Source organism: Arenimonas sp., from assembly GCF_035721105.1.
Classification (GTDB): Bacteria; Pseudomonadota; Gammaproteobacteria; order Xanthomonadales; family Xanthomonadaceae; genus Arenimonas.
This window is the reverse complement of record NZ_DASTNG010000051.1, coordinates 1-17,407: the sequence shown is the minus strand read 5'-3', so window position 1 is coordinate 17,407 and position 17,407 is coordinate 1. Positions and strand designations below refer to the sequence as shown.

General features: G+C 71.3%; 17 protein-coding genes and 2 pseudogenes. 14 read left to right on the top strand and 5 right to left on the bottom strand.

The features are described from left to right. Positions 1-107: 107 nt before the first annotated feature. The 3 genes and pseudogenes from VFQ84_RS07315 to plsB form a co-directional block, all read left to right on the top strand. Entirely contained in the window at positions 108-1,022 is a 915-nt protein-coding gene (locus tag VFQ84_RS07315; RefSeq protein WP_325130731.1) for a 5'-nucleotidase, lipoprotein e(P4) family, read from the top strand. Positions 1,023-1,032: 10 nt separating this feature from the next. Then, a complete protein-coding gene (pyrF, locus tag VFQ84_RS07310) occupies positions 1,033-1,734 on the top strand; it encodes an orotidine-5'-phosphate decarboxylase (protein WP_325130729.1) in 702 nt (233 codons plus the stop codon). Between the two features lie 979 nt (positions 1,735-2,713). Then, positions 2,714-5,348, top strand: a pseudogene (plsB, locus tag VFQ84_RS07305) (glycerol-3-phosphate 1-O-acyltransferase PlsB); the annotation flags it as partial. A gap of 9 nt (positions 5,349-5,357) precedes the next feature. On the opposite strand, the gene VFQ84_RS07300 reads toward plsB, so the two are convergent. Next, a complete protein-coding gene (locus VFQ84_RS07300) occupies positions 5,358-5,564 on the bottom strand; it encodes a YdcH family protein (protein ID WP_325130728.1) in 207 nt (68 codons plus the stop codon). A gap of 343 nt (positions 5,565-5,907) precedes the next feature. Between VFQ84_RS07300 and ttcA the strand changes: the two genes are divergently transcribed. From ttcA to VFQ84_RS07280, 4 genes are all read left to right on the top strand, one after another. Next, a complete protein-coding gene (ttcA, locus tag VFQ84_RS07295; RefSeq protein ID WP_325130726.1) occupies positions 5,908-6,789 on the top strand; it encodes a tRNA 2-thiocytidine(32) synthetase TtcA in 882 nt (293 codons plus the stop codon). Between the two features lie 97 nt (positions 6,790-6,886). Continuing rightward, complete coding sequence (locus VFQ84_RS07290; protein WP_325130724.1) at positions 6,887-7,798, top strand: recombination-associated protein RdgC; 912 nt, start codon at positions 6,887-6,889, stop codon at positions 7,796-7,798. A 171-nt stretch (positions 7,799-7,969) separates the two neighbouring features. After that, the gene (locus VFQ84_RS07285) at positions 7,970-8,734 is read left to right on the top strand and encodes a SprT family zinc-dependent metalloprotease (protein ID WP_325130723.1); all 765 of its coding nucleotides are present in this window, start codon (positions 7,970-7,972) and stop codon (positions 8,732-8,734) included. Between the two features lie 39 nt (positions 8,735-8,773). Beyond that, positions 8,774-9,289, top strand: a complete 516-nt coding sequence (locus VFQ84_RS07280; protein WP_325130721.1) for a hypothetical protein — start codon at positions 8,774-8,776, stop codon at positions 9,287-9,289. Here VFQ84_RS07280 and VFQ84_RS07275 read toward each other — a convergent pair. Both VFQ84_RS07275 and hemH read right to left on the bottom strand, forming a co-directional pair. Next, entirely contained in the window at positions 9,286-10,158 is an 873-nt protein-coding gene (locus tag VFQ84_RS07275; protein ID WP_325130719.1) for an alpha/beta fold hydrolase, read from the bottom strand. The genes VFQ84_RS07280 and VFQ84_RS07275 overlap by 4 nt on opposite strands. Then, entirely contained in the window at positions 10,158-11,168 is a 1,011-nt protein-coding gene (hemH, locus tag VFQ84_RS07270; RefSeq protein ID WP_325130718.1) for a ferrochelatase, read from the bottom strand. The genes VFQ84_RS07275 and hemH overlap by 1 nt, the downstream gene beginning before the upstream one ends. A 118-nt stretch (positions 11,169-11,286) precedes the next feature. On the opposite strand from hemH, the pseudogene VFQ84_RS07265 reads away from it, so the two are divergent. The 5 genes and pseudogenes from VFQ84_RS07265 to VFQ84_RS07245 form a co-directional block, all read left to right on the top strand. Next, a pseudogene (locus VFQ84_RS07265) lies at positions 11,287-11,964 on the top strand (lipid-binding SYLF domain-containing protein); the annotation flags it as partial. 82 nt (positions 11,965-12,046) lie between these two features. Next, positions 12,047-12,274: a Sec-independent protein translocase subunit TatA gene (tatA, locus tag VFQ84_RS07260; protein ID WP_325130716.1), complete on the top strand. Its 228-nt coding sequence runs from the start codon at positions 12,047-12,049 to the stop codon at positions 12,272-12,274. A 28-nt stretch (positions 12,275-12,302) separates the two neighbouring features. Continuing rightward, positions 12,303-12,827 (top strand): Sec-independent protein translocase protein TatB, encoded by a 525-nt coding sequence (gene tatB, locus VFQ84_RS07255; protein ID WP_325130714.1) that lies wholly within the window; start codon positions 12,303-12,305, stop codon positions 12,825-12,827. Further along, positions 12,824-13,564, top strand: coding sequence for a twin-arginine translocase subunit TatC (gene tatC / locus VFQ84_RS07250; protein ID WP_325130712.1), 741 nt, complete (start codon positions 12,824-12,826; stop codon positions 13,562-13,564). The genes tatB and tatC overlap by 4 nt, the downstream gene beginning before the upstream one ends. A 4-nt stretch (positions 13,565-13,568) precedes the next feature. Beyond that, the gene (locus VFQ84_RS07245) at positions 13,569-14,261 is read left to right on the top strand and encodes an RDD family protein (RefSeq protein ID WP_325130710.1); all 693 of its coding nucleotides are present in this window, start codon (positions 13,569-13,571) and stop codon (positions 14,259-14,261) included. Positions 14,262-14,268: 7 nt separating this feature from the next. Here the strand turns inward: VFQ84_RS07245 and VFQ84_RS07240 are convergent, their stop codons facing one another. Together VFQ84_RS07240 and VFQ84_RS07235 are read right to left on the bottom strand one after the other, a co-directional pair. After that, positions 14,269-15,171, bottom strand: coding sequence for a hypothetical protein (locus VFQ84_RS07240; protein ID WP_325130708.1), 903 nt, complete (start codon positions 15,169-15,171; stop codon positions 14,269-14,271). Continuing rightward, positions 15,168-15,899 (bottom strand): glutamine amidotransferase, encoded by a 732-nt coding sequence (locus VFQ84_RS07235; protein WP_325130706.1) that lies wholly within the window; start codon positions 15,897-15,899, stop codon positions 15,168-15,170. The genes VFQ84_RS07240 and VFQ84_RS07235 overlap by 4 nt, the downstream gene beginning before the upstream one ends. Before the next feature lie 71 nt (positions 15,900-15,970). Between VFQ84_RS07235 and glyQ the strand changes: the two genes are divergently transcribed. After that, positions 15,971-16,870, top strand: a complete 900-nt coding sequence (glyQ, locus tag VFQ84_RS07230) for a glycine--tRNA ligase subunit alpha (RefSeq protein ID WP_325130704.1) — start codon at positions 15,971-15,973, stop codon at positions 16,868-16,870. After that, positions 16,867-17,407 (top strand): glycine--tRNA ligase subunit beta (locus tag VFQ84_RS07225; RefSeq protein ID WP_325130702.1); only part of this gene is annotated, 541 nt, incomplete at its 3' end. The genes glyQ and VFQ84_RS07225, both read left to right, overlap by 4 nt.

Below are 17,407 nucleotides of genomic sequence, written 5' to 3'. Positions count from 1 at the left end.
GCTTATCCGTTTGAAACGGATAAGCACTCTGACCCCTTTTTTGGGGTTGTCATGACCGTGGCGGGCGACGCCGGTAAACTGCGCGCCACGACGAACGGACGCCCGCCATGACCCTGACCAAGACCTTTGCCATTTCCGCCCTCGCGCTGGCCCTGGCCGCCTGCCAGGCGATGCCCACGCGCGAAGCGCCGGTCGCGGCACCGGCCGCCCCGGCCCCGACCGCCCAGCCGGCCCCGGCCGCGGGTCCCGGCCCCAACGACAACCTCAACGCCGTCGCCTGGGTGCAGGCTTCGATCGAATATCGCCTGATCGCCGGCCAGACCTACCGCAGCGCGCTTTACCAGCTCGACCGCGCCCTGAAGACGCCGGACTGGGACGCGCTGGTGCCGGACGAGCGCCTGGCCCCCGCCACCGGCCTGCCGCCGGCCGTGATCGTCGACATCGACGAGACCGTGCTCGACAACTCGCCCTACCAGGCCCGCCTGGTCCGCGACGGCGGCTTCTACGACGAAGCCACCTGGGACGCCTGGGTCCGCGAGGAAAAGGCCAAGCCGGTGCCGGGCGCGCTCGAGTTCGCCCAGGCCGCCGCCGCCCGCGGCGTCACCGTCTTCTACCTCAGCAACCGCGCCGCCCACCTCGAGGAACCGACCCTGGCCAACCTGCGCGCCGCCGGGTTCCCGGTCGCCTCGGCCGACCAGTTCCTGGGCCTGGGCTTCTTCGTGGAGGGCTGCGAGCAGGAAGGCTCCGAAAAGGGCTGCCGCCGCCAGCACATCTCGCGCACGCACCGGGTGCTGATGCAGTTCGGCGACCAGATCGGCGACATGGTCACCATCGTCGCCAACACCCCGGAAGGCCGCGAGCAGGCCATGGCCCCGCACGCGGGCTGGGTCGGCGAGCGCTGGTTCGTGCTGCCCAACCCGACCTACGGCAGCTGGGAGCCGGCGCTGTTCAACAACGCCTGGACCCTGCCCGAGGCCGAGCGCCGCCAGATGAAGCTCGACGCCCTGGACTACGCCGAGTAAGCCGACGCCCATGACCGCCGTCCGCGATCGCCTGATCTTCGCCCTCGACGTCTCCACCGCCGCCGAGGCCCGGGCCTGGGTCGACCGGCTGGGCGACAGCGTGTCCTTCTACAAGATCGGCATGGAGCTGCTGACCAGCGGCGACTACTTCCGGGTGCTCGAGGACCTGGCCGGCCGCGGCAAGCGGGTCTTCGTGGACCTCAAGTTCCATGACGTGCCGGCCACGGTGGCCGCCACCATCAAGGGGTTGACCCGTTACCCGGTCTCGTTCTGCACCATCCATGGCCAACATGACGGCATGATGCGCGCCGCTTCGCAGGAGAAGGGCGCAATCAAGCTGCTGGCGGTCACGGTCCTGACGTCCATGGATCGCAGCGATCTTCGCCAATTGGGCATCGATCGTGAGCCTTCCGAGGTCGTGCTCGAGCGCGCCGCCGCGGCCCGCGCGGCCGGCTGCGACGGCGTCATCGCGTCCGGCCAGGAGGCCGCCGCCCTGCGCCAGGCCAACGGCCCGGGCTTCCTGGTGGTCTGTCCGGGGATCCGGCCGGCCGGCCCCGCCGGCGACGACCAGAAGCGCACCGTGGACGTCCCGCAGGCCTTCGCCGCCGGCGCCGACTACATCGTGGTGGGCCGCCCGATCCGCCAGGCCGCCGACCCCCGGGCCGCCGCCGAGGCCCTGCAGGACCAGATTGCCCGGGCGCTTGCCGGCTGAAGCCGGGCTGGCCGGAAAACCGGCCCGACCCCGGGCCCGGAGCCCCGATCTGGTAGATTCAGCCCCCCGGACGCCACCGCCAGCCGCCCTCGCATGACCCACCGACTGCCCCTGCGGGCCCTGCTCGCCCTGCTCTTGCTCACCCTGGTCCTCGCCGCCTGCCAGCGCGAGGCGCCGGCCGACCAGGCGCGCGCGCCCGGCGACCCGGTCGAGGCCGTCGAGGCCATGGCCGCCGCGCTGCGCCAGAACGACATGGTCCGCTACAGCCACCTGAGCCTGCCGCCCGACCTTCACGCCCGCAGCGCCGCCCTCTGGGACCGCCGCGCCGCCGAGGCCGAGCCGGCCTCGGCCGAGGACGCCGAGAACTACGACCGCCTGATGGCCCGCCTGCTGGCGCCCGACGCCGAGGCCGACCTGGCCCGCGACCTGGACGTGCAGCTGGCCAAGCTGGAACAGGAGATCGGCGGCCAGTGGCCGCTGATGCAGGCCACCGCCACCATCTTCCTGACCGCCGCCATCCAGGCCAACACCGAGCTGAGCGAGGACGAGAAGGCGCACGGCACCGAAGTGGCCACCCAGCTGATCGACTGGGCCGACCCGGCCCTGTTCACCGACCGCGCGCGGGGCCGCCGGGCGATCGCCGTCGCGGTCGCCACCGCCCGGGCGCTGGACCTGCCGACCCTGGCCGACGCCCGCGCGCTGACGCATGGCCCGGCCCTGGAGAAGGCCGGCATCGCCCTGGCCGGCACCAAGGACCTGCTGCGCGTCTACGACCTGGACCTCGACGCCCTGCTCGACGGCGTCAAGGCCGAGCCGCTGGCCACCGAGGGCGACACCGCCCGGGTGCGGGTCAGCTATCCGCTGCAGGGCAAGCCGGTCGCCTTCGAGATGGCCCTGGTCCGCCGCGACGGCGCCTGGTACGGCGCCAGCGCCGTGGCCGACGCCGAGGCCGAGCTGGCCGAAGCCGAGGCCGAGCTGGCCGAAGCCGAGGCCGAGGCCATGGCCGGTCCCGACGCCGCGACCACCGGCGCCACGCGCTGAGCCCCACCGCCCCGATGGACGCCGCCACCCCGAATCCGGCCCCGCCGCCGCGCCCGACCGCCAAGCCGCCCCTGTGGGCGCGCTTCATGGAAAAGCTGCTGCAGCCCTGGATCGAGATCCAGCGCGAGCCGGCCACGCCACCCTTCGACCTCGACCGGCCGGTCTGCTACGTCATCGAGACCTACGGGCTGTCGAACACCCTGATCCTGGACCGGGCCTGCCGCGAAGCCGGCCTGCCCTCGCCGCTGGCCGCGCTGCCCGGCGACCCGCTGGGCCGCAAGCGCGCCTACGTGGCGCTGTCGCGGCGCCGCGCCGGGCTGTTCGGGCGCCCCAAGAACCGCAGCCATTCCGACGCGCTCTCGCGCCTGCTGATGGCGCACCGCCTCTACCCCGACCAGGACGCGCAGCTGGTGCCGGTGTCGATCTTCGTCGGCCGCGCCCCGGCCCGGCAGTCGGGCTGGTTCTCGGTGCTGTTCTCGGAAAACTGGGTGCTGGTGGGCCGCTTCCGCCGCCTGCTGGCGATCCTGCTCAACGGCCGCGACACCGTGGTGCAGTTCTCGCCCGGCGTGCGCGTCTGGGAAATCCTGGGCGAGGAGCTGCCGCACGAGCGCCAGGTGCGCAAGGTCAGCCGGGTGCTGCGCGCGCACTTCCGCCGCATCAAGACCGCGGTCATCGGCCCCGACCTGTCGACCCGGCGCCTGCTGGTCGACCGCGTGCTCGACGCCGAGCCGGTCCGCAAATGCATCGCCGACCAGGCCCGCAAGGACGGCACCGAATACCTCGAGGCCTGGAAGAAAGCCCATCGCTTCGCCTGGGAAATCGCCGCCGACTACTCCAATCCGGTGGTGCGCTCGGCCTCGTTCGCGCTCACCGGCTTCTGGAACCGGATCTACGACGGCCTCAACGTCAACCACATCGACACGCTCAAGCAGGTCGCGCCCGGGCACGAAGTCATCTACGTGCCCAGCCACCGCAGCCACATGGACTACCTGCTGCTGAGCTACCTGCTCTACAGCCGCGGCATCGTGCCGCCGCACATCGTCGCCGGCATCAACCTCAACATGCCGGTGATCGGGCCGATCCTGCGCCGCGGCGGCGCCTTCTTCATCCGCCGCTCGATCAAGGGCAACGCGCTGTACGCGGCGGTGCTGGGCGAATACGTGTCGCAGCTGGTGGGCGAAGGCTTCTCGCTCGAGTACTTCATCGAAGGCGGGCGCTCGCGGACCGGCCGGCTGCTGCAGCCCAAGGGCGGCATGATCGTGATGACCATCAAGGCCTTCCTGCGCGCGCCGCGGCGGCCGGTGGTGTTCCAGCCGATCTACGTCGGCTACGAGAAGCTGATCGAGGGCAAGAGCTACCTCGACGAGCTCACCGGCCAGCCCAAGGAAAAGGAAACCATCTGGGCCCTGGTCAAGGCCGGCGCCGGCATCCTGCGCCAGCACTACGGCAAGGTGGCGGTGAATTTCGGCGAGCCGATCTTCCTCGACGACGTGCTGGCCCGGCACGCGCCGGACTGGCGCGAGCGCAGCGCCGACCCGGACGACAAACCCACCTGGATCAACCCGGCCGTGGCCGAGATCGCCCAGCGCATCCAGGTCAACATCAACCGCGCCGCCGACGTGAACCCGGTGAACCTGCTGGCGCTGGCGCTGCTGGCCACGCCCAAGCACGCCATGTCCGAGGCCGATCTGCTGGCGCAGCTGGCGCTGTCGAAGAAGCTGCTGGCGGCGCTGCCCTACTCCGACCGCGTCACCGTGACGGCGATGGAGCCGGCCGAAATGATCGCCTACGGCGAGAAGATCGGCGTGCTTACCCGCACCGTGCATCCGCTGGGCGACGTGATCAGCGTCGAGGGCGAAACGGCGGTGCTGCAGAGCTACTTCCGCAACAACGTCCTGCACCTGTTCGCCGCCGCCAGCTGGGTGGCGCTGTGCTTCCAGAACAACCGCCGCATGAGCCGCGCCGGCCTGCTGCGGCTGGGGCGCACCATCTATCCGTTCGTGCAGGAGGAACTGTTCCTGCCGTGGACGCCGGAGGAATTCGCCGAGCGGCTGGGCGCGACCCTGGACCTGTTCGTGGCCGAGGGCCTGCTGACCGTCGCCAGCGAGGACGAGGGCGGCTACCTCACGCGCGGCCCGGGCCAGACCGACGAGGTGTTCCGCCTGCGGGTGATCTCGCACAGCCTGCAGCAGGCCTTCGAGCGCTACTTCATCGCCATCACCACCCTGGTCAAGAACGGCCCGCGCACGCTCAGCGCCGGCGAGCTCGAGACGCTGTGCCAGCTCACCGCCCAGCGCCTGAGCCTGCTGTATGCGCCGGCGGCGCCGGAGTTCTTCGACAAGTCGCTGTTCCGTGGCTTCATCCAGAAGCTGCGCGAGATGAAGCTGGTGTGGATCTGCCCCGACGGCAAGCTCGACTTCGACGAGCAGATGATGGTCTGGGAGAAGGACGCGAAGGTGGTGCTGGGCCGCGACCTGCGCCACACCATCTCGAAGCTGTCGCCGGAAGCGGTGAGCCGCGCCACCGGCACCCAGGCGGCGCTGCCGGCGAAGACCGGCTCGACCGAGGCCTGAGCCGGCGGCTCAGGCGTCGAGGTCGGGGATCAGCCGGCTTTCCAGCGCGGTGATCATGTCCTTGATCCTGAGCTTGCGCTTCTTCAGGCGCTTGATGGCGAGCTCGTCGGCCTCGATGCTGGCGGCCAGGCGGCCGATCACCTCGTCGAGGTCGCGGTGCTCGACCTTCAGTTCGATCAGCTGCTCGGTAATCCTGGCGAGATCTTCGTCGGCCATCGGCATCTCCGGTTCCGCCGAAGCTTACCCCGTCCCGGCCCCTGTAGGAGGGCCTTCAGGCCCGAAGCTCTTCGGGTGGTTGGGGAGGGAGAGCGGTTTTGGACGCGGATAAAGGCGGATGAACGCGGATGAACGCGGATAAGAGCGAATAAAGCAAAATCCTGAGTGGAGTTCGGCGAGACGCAGGGTCTCGCGAAAATCCACTCCAGTCGCTCTTGCTTCATCCGCTCTTATCCGCGTTCATCCGCCTTTATCCGCGTCAAAAAACCTTTCCCTCACCCAGACCGGAAATCACCCCCCCCTGCCTCGGGCAAATGGCCGCCGATGCGCCTAAAATGGCGCCATGACGCTTCCCCTCCACGACCCCCTGCCGCGCAAGGCCAGCCACGAGCGCCACAAGCTCGCCAAGCGCCTGCGCCGCCAGGTCGGCCAGGCCATCGCCGACTACGGGATGATCGAGGACGGCGACAAGGTGATGGTGTGCCTGTCCGGCGGCAAGGACAGCTACACGATGCTGGACATCCTGCGGCAGTTGCAGGCGAAGGCGCCGGTGCGCTTCGAGCTGGTGGCGGTGAACCTGGACCAGAAGCAGCCCGGCTTCCCGGAGCACGTGCTGCCCGACTACCTGCGTTCGATCGGCGTGGCCTTCACCATCATCGAGCAGGACACCTACTCGGTGGTCAAGCGCGTGGTGCCCGAGGGCAAGACGATGTGCTCGCTGTGCTCGCGCATGCGCCGCGGCGCGCTGTACCGGCACGCCAAGGAAAACGGCTTCACCAAGATCGCGCTCGGCCACCACCGCGACGACCTGGTGGCGACCTTCTTCATGAACCTGTTCCACCACGCCAAGCTCGCCTCGATGCCGCCCAAGCTGGCCAGCGACGACGGCGAGCACGTGGTGATCCGGCCGCTGATCACCTGCCGCGAGGCCGACCTGGTCGACTACGCCGACTGGAAGCAGTTCCCGATCATCCCCTGCACGCTCTGCGGCTCGCAGGAAAACCTGCAGCGCAAGCAGGTCGGGCGCATGCTCGCGGCGTGGGAGAAGGAAAGCCCGGGCCGGATCGAGACCATCGCCAAGGCCCTCGCCGACGTGCGACCCTCCCAGCTCGCCGACGCCAGCCTGTTCGACTTCGCCGGCCTCGGCCGCCACACCGACACCCCCCTCCCCGACGCCCACGCCTGGCTCGCCCACGACCCCGACGAAAAAAAGGGGTCAGAGTAGATATTTGTTTGAATCCGATCGCCTGGGCGAAAGCGGCGATTCGCGATTCAAACAAATATCTACTCTGACCCCTCTTTCTCCCGACTTTGGAAATTTGATGTTCTTTCGCAACCTGACGTTCTTCCGCTTCCCCACCACCGTCGCCAAGTCCCTCGTTGAACTCGATGCCCGCCTGGAGGAGTGCCGGCTCAAGCCGGTCGGTCCGTCCGAGCTGATGTCGCGCGGCTTCATCCCGCCCTTCGGCCGCGACGCCGAGGCCATGAGCCACCGCGTCGGCGACGCCATCTGGATCACCCTGGGCGGCGAAGACCGCCTGCTGCCCGGCGCCGTCGTCAACGACGAACTGGGCAAGCGCATCGCCGCGATGGAAGAGAAGGAAGGCCGCAAGCTCGGCGGCCGCGCGCGCAAGCGCTTGAAGGAAGACCTGGTGATGGAACTGCTGCCGCGCGCCTTCGTGCGGCCGGTGCAGACCAATGCCACGCTCGACCTGCAGCACGGCTTCATCGCCGTGGACGCCAGCTCCAAGAAGGCCGCCGAGTCCGTGGTCTCCGAGCTGCGCCACGCGCTGGGTAGCTTCCCGGCGCTGCCGCTGAACGCCGAGGTCTCGGCGCGCGCCGTGCTCACCGGCTGGATCGCCGGCGAGCCGCTGCCGGCCGGCCTGGTGCTGGGCGACGAGTGCGAGCTCAAGGATCCGATCGACGGCGGCGCGGTGGTGAAGTGCCAGCGCCAGGAGCTGCTGTGCGACGAGATCAAGAAGCATCTGGAATCCGGCAAGCAGGTCAGCAAGCTGGCGCTGGTGCTCGACGACCACGTCAGCTTCGTGCTCGGCGACGACCTGGTGGTGCGCAAGCTCAAGTTCCTCGACGGCGTCGTCGACCAGCTCGAGGGCACCGAGCGCGACGGCCTGCACGCCGAGCTCGACGCCCGCTACGCCCTGATGGCCGGCGAACTCAAGCGCCTGTTCGCCGTGCTCGAGCCCGCGCTCAAGCTCAGCCCTGCCGAGGCCTGAAGGCGCGCTGCGCTGCGCTGCGGTGCCCCGCCCCGCATCGCATCGCCCCGGACCGCCCCCCACCGCATCGCCCCCTGTAGGAGCGCCTTCAGGCGCGAAGTTCTTCGCGAAAAGATTCGCGCCTGAAGGCGCTCCTACAACGGTGGGCCTGGTTACGGCTAAAGTCTGGTGATGTTCTTGAAGCTTGCCCGCCCCGCCCCGCCTGCCGTCGAGCTTCGCCCGCTGGCGCTGGCCGACGGCCGGGCGGTCGACGTGCGCTGGGTTCGCGACCCGCGCGCGCGCCGCCTGCGCCTGATCGTCACCGAGAAAGGCGCGCGCCTGACCCTGCCGCGCGGGGTGTCCGAACGCCTGGCGCTGTCCTTCCTGCATGAGCACCGCGACTGGCTGGCGGCACAGCTGGCGCGCCAGCCGGCGCTGGTCGAGGCGCCCCTGGTGCGCGGCGCCGGCGACCCGCTGCCGCTGCGCGACCAGGCGGTGCCCGTGCACTGGCGCGAAGGCCGCTACGTGCGCGCCAGCCTCGAGGACGAAGGCATCGTGCTGCAGCTGCCCGAACGCGCCAGCGACGCCCAGCTCAAGGCCGCCCTGCGCGATTTCTACCAGCAGCAGGCGCGCCAGGACCTGGGCGCCTGGCTGCCGCGCTACCTCCCCGGCCTGCCGCGCGCCCCGCGCCAGTTCACGCTGCGGCCGCTGTCCTCGCTGTGGGGCTCGCTCAGCCCCAGCGACGAGCTCAAGCTCGACCTGAGCCTGGTGCTGGGCCGCCCCGCGGCCTTCGAATACGTGCTGGTGCACGAGCTCTGCCACCTCGTGCACGCCAACCACTCGCGCGCCTTCTGGCGCGAGGTCGAATCCCGCTGGCCGGGCTGGCGGGAAGAACGGGACTACCTGCGCGGCGACGGCTTGGCCTTGAAGGGGCGGCTAGCGCGTTTGATTCGCTGAAGGGCCCGGCGTCCGGGGCCCGCCGCATCGGAGCCCGCCATGTTCCCCATCCGCACCCTGTCCTTGTTGGCCCTGCTGGCCGCCCTGTCCACGGGCTGCGGCCGGTCCCAGGACCAGGCCGCCGAGGCGCTGGCCGAGGAAGCGCTGGAAGCCAGCACCGGCGCCGAGATCGACATCGAGAACAAGGACGGCGTGAACCGCGTCACCGCCCGCACCGAGCAGGGCGAGCTGGTGCACAGCAGCGGCGAGAACGTGCCGCTGCCGGCCAACTTCCCGGCCGACGTCCGCCTGCCGGCCGACTACGCCGTGATGTCGGTGATGACCATGGGCCCGGCTACGTCGGTGGTGATGCGCAGCCCCGAGCCGATGTCGGAGCTCTTCACCGGCATGCGCCGCGACCAGGCCGCCGGCGGCTGGAAGGAAACGATGTCGATGCAGGGCGCCGACGGCTCGATGCTGGGCTTCGAGAAGGACGGCCGCAGCCTGCTGGTGAACCTGCGCGACGACCTCGACGGCCAGACGGTGGTGTCGCTGAGCCTGCAGGCGGCCGACTAGCCGCCCGCCGCCGGGTCCAGCAGGAACCGCCGCAGCGGCGCCGCCACGCGCGGTGCCTGCTCCATGTGCAGGTGATGGCCGCCCGCGACCACGTCCAGCCGGCCGTCGGCCAGGCAGGCCAGGCGCGCGGTGCGCACCGCCGGGCTGAAGTAGGGCGGCGACGGCTCGGCCGCCACCACCAGCACCGGCGCGTCGATCGCGCGCAGCATCGCCTGCACGGTGTCCTCGGTCATCCGCAGCTGGCTGGGCAGGGTCAGGCGCGGGTCGCTGCGCCAGGCGTGGCCGCCCTCGACCCGGCGCAGGTTGCGCTCGACGATCAGGCGCGCGGCCTCGGGCGTCATCCGGCTGGCGGCCAGGCGGGCCGCGACCGCGGTGTCGATGTCCGGAATCACCCGCGGCGGGCGGCCAGCCAGCGCCCGGCGCGCGGCCACCGCCTCGCGCAGGCGGGTGCCGGCCGCGGCGGGATCGCCGGCCACCGGCCCCAGGGCTTCGACCAGGGCCAGCCGCCGCACCCGCGCGGGCGCCGCCGCCGCCACCGCGCAGGCGATGGCGCCGCCCATCGAATGGCCCAGCAGGTCGACCCGGTCCCAGCCCAGGTCGTCGAGCGCGTCGAGCACGTCGTGGATCCAGTCGGCGAAGGCGTAGTCGTGGCCCGGCGCGCGGTGCGCGGAGGCGCCGTGGCCCGGCAGGTCCAGCGCCACCAGGTCGAACTCGGGCAGCTCGGCCGCCAGCGGCAGGAAGCTGGCCGCGTTGTCCAGCCAGCCGTGCAGGCACAGCAGGCGCGGACCACCGGCGGTGCCGCCGCGCAGCGCGGCCAGTTCACCGCGGGGCGACGCCAGCCGCACCTCGCGCAGGCCGCCCGCGGGCATCAGTGCGGCCAGCCCTGCAGGTGGCGACGCGCCAGCGAGGCGAGCGCGGCGACGTGGCCGGGCGCGTCGTTGAGGGCACTGATGTAGCGCAGCTTCTGGCCGCCGGCGTGGCGGAAGACCTCGTCGTTCTCGACCGCGATTTCCTCCAGCGTCTCCAGGCAGTCCGCGGCGAAGCCGGGGCAGACCACGTCCACCGTGCCCACGCCGGCCTTGCCCCACTGCTCCAGGGTCTTGTCGGTGTAGGGCTGCAGCCATTCCTCGCGGCCGAAGCGCGACTGGTAGGTCAGGAACCACTCCTCCGGGGCCAGGCCCAGGCGCGCCGCCAGCAGGCGGGCGCCGGCCTCGCACTGGCGCGGGTACGGATCGCCGGCGCGCTCGAAGCGCTTGGGCAGGCCGTGGAAGGAGAACAGCAGCTTGTCGGCGCGGCCGTGCAGGTCCCAGTGGCCGCGGATGCGCGCTTCCATCGCGTCGAGCCAGCCGGCGTCGTCGTGGTAGTCGGCGATGAAGCGCAGCTCGGGCACCCGGCGCCAGGTCTTGATCTCCTGGTTCACCGCGTCGAGCACGGTGGCGCTGGTGCTGGCCGAATACTGCGGGTACAGCGGCAGCACCAGCAGCCGGGTCATGCCCTCGGCCTCGAGCTGGCGCAGCACGCTGGGGATGGACGGATTGCCGTAGCGCATCGCCATCCGCACCGGCAGGTCGGGCAGCGAATGCTGCAGCGCCTTGGCCAGGCGCTGGGTGTGCACCAGCAGCGGCGAGCCGCCCTCCATCCAGATCGACGCGTACTTCTTCGCCACCTTGCCCGAGCGCAGCGGCAGGATGATGAAGTGCAGGATCGGGCACCACAGCCAGCGGGTCAGCTCGACCACCCGGTGGTCGTGCAGGAACTGCGCCAGGTAGCGCTTCACGGCCGGGCGGGTGGCGGCGTCGGGCGTGCCCAGGTTGACCAGCAGCACGGCGGTCTTGCCGGGGCCGGCGGCCTGGGGGGCATCGCGATAGGGCGGGGTCATGCGGCGCTGTCCGAGGAGGGGAAACACAAACTATCATCGCCGGAATGAAGGGCCGGCTCACGCTTGGTTCATGGCCCGCCGCCATACTCGTTTTTTCGCGCCCCCCCGGAGACCGCCCATGACCCGCCTGCTGGCCCCGTTCGCCGCCGCCCTCGCCCTGCTGCTCGCCTTCGCCGCCCCGGCCCACGCCGGCGAGAAGGAAGACGCCAAGGCCGCCGATGCCGCCCGCGTGCTCGGCGAGATCATGCGCATCCCGGAAACCGCGGTGCCCGAGAAGATGTTCTCCGACGCCTACGCCATCGCCGTCATCCCGGACGTGGTCAAGGCCGGCCTGGTGCTGGGCGGCCGCGGCGGCAAGGGCCTGATCTCGGTCCGCAGCCCGGACGGCACCTGGTCCAATCCCAGCTTCATCAAGCTCGGCGGCGGCAGCATCGGCTTCCAGGCCGGCGTGCAGTCCTCCGACATCATCCTGGTGTTCCGCAGCCCGCGCGGCGTCGACGGCATCGTCAACGGCAAGTTCACCCTCGGCGCCGACGCCAGCGTGGCCGCCGGCCCGGTCGGCCGCACCGCCCAGGCCGCCACCGACGAGCAGCTCAAGGCCGAGATCTACAGCTACTCGCGCGCCCGCGGCCTGTTCGCCGGCGTCGCCCTGGACGGCACCGTGCTGCGCATCGACCACCGCGCCAACCAGCGCGCCTACGGCGCCAACACCACCCCGCGGGCCATCTTCGAGGGCCGGGCCAACGCCGCCCCGGAGTCGCTGGTGCTGTTCCGCGACCGGCTGGAAGAAAACACCCTGGAACAGTGACTGACGGCCAGCGCAGCCGCCGCCCGGCTGCGCTATCCTTCAGCCCTCGGATCAACGCAGGAACCCCCTCATGGGCAGCTTCAGCATCTGGCATTGGCTCATCGTCCTGGTCGTCGTCGTGCTGGTTTTCGGCACCAAGAAGCTCAAGGGCGTCGGCAAGGACCTGGGCGAAGGCATCCAGGGCTTCAAGGAAGGCCTGAAGGGCAAGGAAGAGCCGCCGTCGCGGATCGGCAACGACAAGCACGACGCGCCGTCGGACGAAACCTCGCGCCAGGACAGCCAGCGCAAGGACTCCTGAGTCCCGGCCCCGCGCCGGACCCGCCGCCATGTTCGACGTCGGCTTCAGCGAACTGCTGATCATCGCGGTCGTGGCCCTGGTCGTGCTCGGCCCGGAGCGTCTGCCCAAGGCCGCGCGCTTCGCCGGCCTGTGGGTGCGCAAGGCGCGCGCGCAGTGGTACTCGGTGAAGTCCGAGTTCGAGCGCGAAATGGCCGCCGACGAGCTCAAGCGCAGCGTGGGCAACCCGGTCCAGTCGATCCGCGAGGAGCTGGACGCGGTCGGCAAGGACGTCGCCGCCACCGGCCAGGCGCTGCGCGACGACCTGCGCGATGCCGAGGCGTTGGCCAAGGCCGATGCCGATACCGCGGTGCAGGACATCCCGGCGGCGGCCGACGCCGCCCCGCCCACCGACGCCGATCGCCCCGCGCCCGCCGGCGCCGATGATCGCGGCGCCGACGCCGCGAGCACTCCGGAGCCGGAGTTCTACAGCGACCCGGTGCCCTTCCAACTGACCCCGGACGCGCCGCCGCCGGACGCCGACGCGCCGCGCCGCGACGGGACGCGCGAGCCATGACCGTGCCCGAGGCCCCGGCCGAAGAATCCCTGATGGGCCACCTGCTGGAGCTGCGCGCGCGGCTGATGCGCGGCGTCGCGGCGGTGCTGGTGGTGTTCCTGGGCCTGATGCCGTTCGCCAGCGACCTGTACAGCCGATTCGCGCAGCCGCTGGTGGCCAAGCTGCCCAGCGGCGGCATGCTGCAGGCCATCGACGTGGCCGGTGGCTTCTTCATCCCGATCAAGCTGGCCTTCTTCGTGGCCCTGCTGGTGGCGATGCCCTGGCTGCTCTACCAGGCCTGGGCCTTCGTGGCGCCGGGCCTGTACCAGAACGAGAAGAAGCTGGCGCGGCCGATCCTGCTGGCCGCCGTGTTGCTGTTCTACCTCGGCCTCGCCTTCGCCTGGTTCCTGGTGCTGCCGACCGTGTTCGGGTTCCTGGCCATGCTCACGCCCGAGGGCGTGGCGATGGCGCCGGACGTCTCGCGCTACCTCGACTTCGTGCTGGTGATCCTGTTCGCCTTCGGCCTCAGCTTCGAGCTGCCGGTGGCGGTGGTGGTGCTGGTGGTGCTGGGCGTGGTGACGCCGGCCCAGCTGCGCGAGGTGCGCGGCTACGTGGTGGTGGGCGTGTTCATCGTCGCCGCGGTCATCACCCCGCCCGACGTGGTGTCGCAGCTGATGCTGGCCGTGCCGATGTGCCTGCTCTACGAGCTGGGCATCGTGGCCGGCGCCATGCTGCGGCCGCTCAAGGGCCGCGAGTAGGGCCGTGACGCCACCGGCCGGCTTCTGGCGCCGCTATGCGGCCTACAGTGCCGACGCCTGCGCCGTCGGCCTGCTGGCGCTGCCGCTGCTGTGGCCACGGCTGCTGCAGGCCCGCGCCACCCTGGGCGCCGGCCTGGAAACCCTGCAGTTCCGGCTCTGGGAGCTGCTCGACCTGTCCCTGGCCCGCGGCGACGACCCCCTGCGCCAGGCCGGCCTGTTCGCCGGCGACGAGGCGCTGCGCGCGGCCATGGCCCGCCTGGCGAGCGACCTGTTCTCGCTGGGACTGCAGGTGTCGTGGGTGCTGTTCGCGGTCGGGGCCGTCTGGTTCATCGCCTTCGAAAGTTCGCGCTGGCAGGCCACCCCGGGCAAGCGCCTGCTGGGCCTGCAGGTCACCGACGCGCGCGGCGGCCGCTGCGGGCCCGGGCGCATCGCGGCGCGCTTCGTCGCCGGCATCCCCAGCTGGCTGCTGCTGAACCTGGGCCACGCGCTGGCCGCGTGGACGCCCGGCAAGCGGGCCCTGCACGACTACCTGGCGGGGACGCGGGTGGCGCTGGCCCCGGGCGCCTCGCCGGCGATGCCGCGCGGCGGGCGCAGCTGGCTGCTGGTGCAGGCCGCGGGGTTCTTCGGCGCGATGGGCTTCATCGTGCTGCGCTACGTGCAGCTGCTGGTCGAGGCCGCCGGAAGCGGCCTCTACTGAGCCGGGCTCAGGCTTCCAGCGCGTCGAGAGGCGCGGCCGGGCCGTCGCCGAAGATGTCGCGCCAGGCGTGGTCGTAGAAGCCGAACATCACCACGTACATCATCAGCAGCAGCCCCAGGTAGACCGGCAATACCAGCAACATCGCCAGCGCCGGGCTGGCCATGGCCAGCAGGCCGACCACCACGCCGATCACCAGGGCGACGATCAGCAGCAGCACGGAACCCACCGTCAGGGCCGCCACGGTGAAGGCCAGGAACGGCAGTGAGTGCCGCACGAGCGCGGCGAAGCCGGTGACCGTGGCGTCCAGGGCCGTGCGGCCGCCCAGTGCGGCCTGCGCGTAGGCCAGCATGTAGCCGTGCGTGGCGAAGCAGGCGATGAAGATCGCGGCCGGGAGCCACAGCAGCAGCCAAGGCGACGCCTCGGGCAGGCCGGCCATGTCCGGCTGGCCGCCCGGCGGCGTGGCCATCGAGCGCGCGAACAGTTCGATCACGAAGGCCTTGCCCGGCATCAGCAGGAACAGCAGCCCGAACACCAGCAGGAAGGCCAGCAGGCACAGCAGCGCGGTGCCGATCATCCGCAGCGCCAGGTCGCGGTCGCGGAAGCCGTCGAACACGTCCGAAGCCACGACCGGATGCCCGCCCTCGGCGCGGTGCAGCAGCCGCAGCGCGCCGCCCATCAGCGGCGGCATCACCACCAGGTTGAACAGCATCACCAGGCCGTACACCGCGGCCAGCGCGGCCGGCGCCAGCTTCATCACGTACTCGGCGAAGGCCTGCAGCAGCGACGGGGTCATGGCCACCAGCAACAGCAGGCCGAAGCCGCCGAACACGGCCTGGGGATGGCGGCGGCCGCCGTCGAGCGCCTTCATGAACCAGCGGAACGGGGCGGCGGGGGTGATCGGTGGGGTCATGCGGAGGTCCTGGTGACGGCGCGTTGGTGCGCCACGTGGATGAAGCGGCGAAGCACGCGGCGCGCCAGCGGCGCCGGTTTCACCGCGGCCAGCAGCTGCCGGGGGCAGGTGCCTTCCTTGGCGAGGGCGTCGGCGCGCGCCTGGATGTAGCCGCGCATCATGTGGGTGCTGAACTCGGGGTGGAACTGCACGCCCCAGGCCGCCTCGCCCCAGCGGAAGGCCTGGCAGTCGTCGCGGCCCGAACGCGCCAGCACGGCGGCGCCGGGCGGCGGCGCGGTGACCGTCTGCAGGTGGGTGGTCTGGGCGTCGAACCCGGCCAGGCCGGCGAACAGCGGGTCGCCGGCCGCGGCGTCCGAGGTCGCCACCGGCACCGTGCCCATTTCGCGGCCGCGCGGGTTGTAGTCGACGGTGCCGCCCAGGGCGTGGGCGATCAGCTGGTGCCCGTAGCAGATGCCGAACAGCGGCTGGCCGGCCTGCGCGGCGTCGCGCAGCCACTCGGCGCTGCGCTCGCTCCAGTCCAGGCGCTCGGTGACCATCGCCCCCGAGCCGGTGACCAGCACGCCGGCGAAGTCGCCCGCGGGCGGCAGCGGTTCGCCGTCCAGCACGTGGCAGTGGCGGACCTCCCGGGCGTGCAGGCCGGCGGCGACGCGGATCCAGTGGCCGAAGCCGCCGTGGCGGCGCAGGTGCGGCAGGGGCCGCCCGGTCTCGAGGATCAGGAAGGGTTTCATCGGGGCGTGGCGCGGGCCGTGCGGGGGTTCGCCGCTATACTAGCGCGCTGTATCGAAAGGGCGAATCCGCGATGAGCGCACCCACCTTCCAGGAACTGATCCTGAGGCTCAACCAGTACTGGGCCGACCAGGGCTGTGTCCTGGTCCAGCCGCTCGACCTCGAGGTCGGCGCCGGCACCTTCCACCCCGCCACCTTCCTGCGTGCGCTGGGCCCCGAGCCCTGGCGCGCCGCCTACGTGCAGCCCTGCCGCCGCCCGACCGACGGCCGCTACGGCGAGAACCCGAACCGCCTGCAGCGCTACTACCAGTACCAGGTGGTGCTCAAGCCCAACCCCGACGACATCCTCGAGCTCTACATCGGCTCGCTCAAGGCGCTGGGCATCGACCCGCTGGTGCACGACCTGCGCTTCGTCGAGGACAACTGGGAATCGCCCACGCTGGGCGCCTGGGGCCTGGGCTGGGAGGTCTGGCTCAACGGCATGGAAGTCACCCAGTTCACCTACTTCCAGCAGGCCGGCGGCCTGGAGTGCAAGCCGGTGACGGGCGAGATCACCTACGGCCTCGAGCGCCTGTGCATGTACCTGCAGAACGTCGACGACGTCTTCGACCTGGTCTGGACCCGCGGTCCGCAGGGCGACGTGACCTACCGCGATGTCTACCACCAGAACGAAGTCGAGCAGAGCACCTACAACTTCGAGCACGCCGACGTCGCCGAGCTGTTCCACCGCTTCGACGCCTGCGAGGCCGAGGCGCTCAAGCTGGTCGGCCTAGGCCTGCCGCTGCCCGCCTACGACCAGGTCTGCAAGGCCTCGCACAGCTTCAACCTGCTCGATGCCCGCCGTGCGATCTCGGTGACCGAGCGCCAGCGCTACATCCTGCGCGTGCGCACCCTGGCCAAGGCGGTGGCCGAGGCCTACTACGCCCAGCGCGAGAAGCTCGGCTTTCCCAATCTCAAGCGGGAGGCCGCGTGATGGACGCCGCGCCGCTGCTGATCGAGCTGGGCACCGAGGAACTGCCGCCGAAGGCGCTGCCGGAGCTGGCGCAGGCATTCTTCGCCGGCGTTCTGGCCGGATTGGAAAAACGCGGCATCGCCTGCGCCCGTGACGGCGCCCGCGCGCTGTACTCGCCGCGGCGCCTGGCCGTGCTCGTGCCCGACGTGGCGTGGGCGCAGCCGACGCAGAAATCCGAAGTGCTCGGCCCCTACCTCAACATCGGCCTCGACGCGGCCGGTGCGCCGACGCCGGCGCTGCTCGGCTTCGCCGGCAAGAACGGCGTGACGGTCGAACAGTTGGAGAAGACCCGCGACGCCAAGGGCGAGCGCTTCGTCGCCCGCAAGGAAGCGCCCGGCGCCGCCACCGCTGCGTTGCTGCCGGCGATCGTGGATGAGGCGCTCAAGACGCTGCCGGTGCCCAAGCCGATGCGCTGGGGTGAGCGCGACTACGCCTTCGTGCGCCCCGCGCACTGGCTGGTGCTGCTGCACGGCGAACACGTCGTGGAAGGCGCGGTGC